Raw genomic sequence first — 3,536 nt, forward strand, 5'->3', positions numbered from 1 at the left:
TCATCAAGATTCCGAAGGCGCCGAGTTTCGCCATCTACAGCGTGACGAACGTCAATCGGCCGACCTCCCAACTGGGCCGGACGTTCATCGAACTCGTGAAGAGCGAACTGGGGCTGAATCGCGCGCAGTCACCTGTCGCGGAAGCCGCGTGATCCGCGGCTGCCTGCAGCAAGGCACCGCCTCGCTCAGGCGCTCTTGCCTTTCGCCGCGGACTGAGCAATGGCCTTTGCCAGGCGGGCCGCCTCGGCGAGTGCAGCCAGATGGGTCTCGTGCAGTGACGCCAGCCTGAGCAGCTTGCGCCGTCCCTTGGGCAGCAGATGGATCTCGGTCTGGCGGCGATCCACCTCGCTCTGGCGGCGCCGAACCAGCCCCGCTTCTTCGCATCGCGAGATGAGCGCCACGACCCCGTGCACCTGCGCCTGCAGCCGCTCCGCGATCTCCGACACCGTCGCCCACTCGCGTTCTGGGAACGCCTGCGTGTGCAGCAGCAGCTGGTACTGCAGCACCGTGATGCCTTCGGCCCGCGCGGCGTCCTCGCTGAAGCGCAGGAAATTGCGCAGCTGGTGCCGGAAGTCGGACAACGCCTCCAGCCGCTGCTTGTCGGTCCTCGGCGTGGGATCAGGGTCATTCATGAGCAACCTTGCGGAACTTTTCCTCGTACTTTAGCTCGCGCGGGGCCGTCCGTCCTCGATCTGCCGATCGGCAGGGTAATTACTCATGATGTGATCTATATTGACTCATAACATGACATATCTGACGGCGCCCTGACGTCTTGCGGCTCGCAGCAGCGGGCCACCCGAGAGCGAACGGCCGGCGCATCGCGCCGGGACTTCGTTCGCACGCCTGCCCTCCAACCATTCCTCCGATCGATGAAGATTCAAAGCCAGAAGGACTTCTTTTCCGGCCTCATGTTCACCGCCATGGGAACGGCCTTCGCCGCCGGCGCGACCAGCTACCACGTCGGCGACGCCGCCCGCATGGGCCCTGGCTACTTTCCGCTGCTGCTGGGCATCCTGCTGGCCGTGCTGGGCCTGGTGGCGGTCGCCGGCGCCCTCACGGTGAGGACCGCCGATGGCGAACCCATCGGCCGGGCTGCGTGGCGGCCCTTGCTGCTGATCATCGGCGCCAACGTGGTGTTCGGCATCCTGTTGGGCGGGCTGCCCAGCATCGGCGTGCCGGCCATGGGGCTGATCATCGCCATCTATGCGCTGACGCTCATCGCTGCCATGGCCGGCACCAGCTTCGCGCTGCGGCCCACGCTGATCCTCGCGACCATCCTGGCCGTCGGCAGCTACCTGGTCTTCATCGTCGGCCTGAAGCTGCAATTCCAGGTCTGGCCCACCTTCATCAGCTGAGACCGGCGCCATGGAATTGTTCGACCACCTCGCCCTCGGCTTCCAGGCCGCCTTCAGCCTGCAGAACCTGGCCTACGCCTTCGTCGGCTGCCTGCTGGGCACGCTGATCGGCGTGCTGCCCGGCATCGGCCCGGTGGCCACCATCGCCATGCTGCTGCCGGCCACCTACGCGCTGCCGCCGGTGGCGGCGCTGATCATGCTGGCCGGCATCTACTACGGCTCGCAGTACGGCGGCTCCACCACCGCCATCCTGGTCAACCTGCCCGGTGAATCGTCCTCGGTGGTGACCGCGATCGACGGGCACCAGATGGCCAAGGCCGGGCGCGGCGGGCCGGCGTTGGCGGCGGCCGGCCTGGGCTCCTTCTTCGCCGGCTGCGTGGGCACCGTCGTGCTGGCCGCCTTCGCGCCGCCGCTGACCGAGCTGGCCTTCAAGTTCGGCCCGGCCGAGTACTTCAGCCTGATGGTGCTGGGCCTGATCGGTGCCGTCGTGCTGGCCTCGGGCTCGCTGCTCAAGGCCATCTGCATGATCATCCTGGGGCTGCTGCTGGGCCTGGTGGGCACCGACGTGAACTCCGGCGTGGCGCGCTACAGCTTTGACATTCCGGAACTGACCGACGGCATCAGCTTCATCGCCATCGCCATGGGCGTGTTCGGCTACGGCGAGATCATCTCCAATCTGGGGCAGCCGGAGGAGGACCGCGCAGCCTACACGGCCAAGCTGCACGGCGTCTGGCCGACCCGGGACGACTTCAAGCGCATGACGCCGGCCATGCTGCGGGGCACCGCGCTGGGCTGCTCGCTGGGCATCCTGCCGGGCGGCGGCGCGCTGCTGTCGTCCTTCGCGTCCTACACCATGGAGAAGAAGCTCAAGCTCAAGCAGGGCGAGACGCCCTTCGGCCAGGGCAACATCCGCGGCGTGGCCGGCCCCGAATCGGCCAACAACGCCGGCGCGCAGACCGCCTTCATCCCGCTGCTGACGCTGGGCATCCCCGGCAACCCCGTGATGGCACTGATGGTGGGCGCGATGACCATCCACAACATCCAGCCCGGCCCGCAGGTGATGAGCAGCAACCCCGAACTCTTCTGGGGCCTGATCGCTTCGATGTGGATCGGCAACCTGATGCTGATCGTGCTGAACCTGCCGCTGATCGGCATGTGGATCAAGCTGCTGTCCATCCCGTACAAGTGGCTGTTTCCCGCGATCGTGCTGTTCTGCGCGATCGGCGTGTACTCGACGAACAACAACACCTTCGACGTGTGGATGGTGGCCGTGTTCGGCGTGGTCGGCTACGTCTTCATCAAGCTGGGCTGCGAGCCGGCGCCGCTGCTGCTGGGGCTGATCCTGGGGCCGATGATGGAGGAGAACCTGCGCCGGGCGCTGCTGCTCTCGCGCGGCGACTGGTCGGTGCTGGTCACGCGGCCGATCTCGGCCGGCCTGCTGGTCGCCGCCGCCATCATGGTGGTCATCGTGCTGCTGCCCGCCGTGAAGTCCAAGCGCGAGGAGGCCTTCGTGGAGGCATAGGCGGCTGCCGCGCGCAGTCTCTGTCACCGTGCAATCAGCGGCGAAGGCGCGCGATGAGCCCGCGGGTCATGCGCGCGGCGCGAACCCTTCGGCTGGCGGCGCCTGCGAGGAGCCGCGTGTTCATGGACGTGCTGGCGCCTCAGTTGCAGGATGCGCGCCCGGGCCTGCAGATGCGCTCAGAACCCGGCATGCATGTCGCGGAACAGCCGCGGCGAGATGCCGAAACGCTGCTCGAAAGCCTGCGTCAGCCGCGTCGCCGGGAAGAGGCCCACCTGCACGGCGACCGATTTGAGCGATACCCCGCGCGCGAGCAGCAGGCGCGCCGCGTCCAGCCGCGCCGTCTCGACGAAGCGGGCCGGCGTTTCGCCCGTGGCTGCTATGAACTTGCGGTGGAAGGTGCGCTCCGACAGGCCGGCGCGGGCGGCCAGCGCCGGCACGTCCAGCGGCGCCGCGAGGTGGGCATGGATCCATCCGATGAGATCGGCAAAGGGACTGTCGGCCTTCGCCTGCGCCTGCAGCAGCGGGCTGAACTGCGATTGATGGCCGGGGCGGCGGGCGTAGAGCACCAGCCGCTTGGCCACCTCGCCGGCGACCGCCGCGTCCAGGTCGCCGGCCACCATCGCCAGTGCCATGTCGATGCCGGTGCTGACGCCGGCGGA

General features: G+C 67.9%; 4 protein-coding genes. 2 read left to right on the forward strand and 2 right to left on the reverse strand.

The features are described 5' to 3' along the window. Positions 1-185: 185 nt before the first annotated feature. Positions 186-632, reverse strand: coding sequence for a MarR family winged helix-turn-helix transcriptional regulator (locus tag ACIY1X_RS25540; RefSeq protein WP_399686260.1), 447 nt, complete (start codon positions 630-632; stop codon positions 186-188). Between the two features lie 237 nt (positions 633-869). On the opposite strand from ACIY1X_RS25540, the gene ACIY1X_RS25545 reads away from it, so the two are divergent. Both ACIY1X_RS25545 and ACIY1X_RS25550 read left to right on the forward strand, forming a co-directional pair. Then, the gene (locus ACIY1X_RS25545) at positions 870-1,355 is read left to right on the forward strand and encodes a tripartite tricarboxylate transporter TctB family protein (protein WP_399686263.1); all 486 of its coding nucleotides are present in this window, start codon (positions 870-872) and stop codon (positions 1,353-1,355) included. Positions 1,356-1,365: 10 nt separating this feature from the next. Beyond that, positions 1,366-2,877 (forward strand): tripartite tricarboxylate transporter permease, encoded by a 1,512-nt coding sequence (locus ACIY1X_RS25550; protein WP_399686266.1) that lies wholly within the window; start codon positions 1,366-1,368, stop codon positions 2,875-2,877. A gap of 176 nt (positions 2,878-3,053) precedes the next feature. On the opposite strand, the gene ACIY1X_RS25555 is transcribed toward ACIY1X_RS25550, so the two are convergent. Beyond that, positions 3,054-3,536: GlxA family transcriptional regulator (locus tag ACIY1X_RS25555; RefSeq protein WP_399686267.1), on the reverse strand; the 483-nt coding region annotated here is incomplete at its 5' end.

This window comes from Xenophilus sp. (assembly GCF_044462705.1).
GTDB classification, from domain to species: domain Bacteria; phylum Pseudomonadota; class Gammaproteobacteria; order Burkholderiales; family Burkholderiaceae_C; genus Xenophilus; species Xenophilus azovorans.

Coding starts and splice junctions, on each gene's coding strand:
- ACIY1X_RS25540 (WP_399686260.1), bottom strand. CDS start 632: ATGAATGACCCTGATCCCACGCCGAGGACCGACAAGCAGCGGCTGGAG.
- ACIY1X_RS25545 (WP_399686263.1), top strand. CDS start 870: ATGAAGATTCAAAGCCAGAAGGACTTCTTTTCCGGCCTCATGTTCACC.
- ACIY1X_RS25550 (WP_399686266.1), top strand. CDS start 1,366: ATGGAATTGTTCGACCACCTCGCCCTCGGCTTCCAGGCCGCCTTCAGC.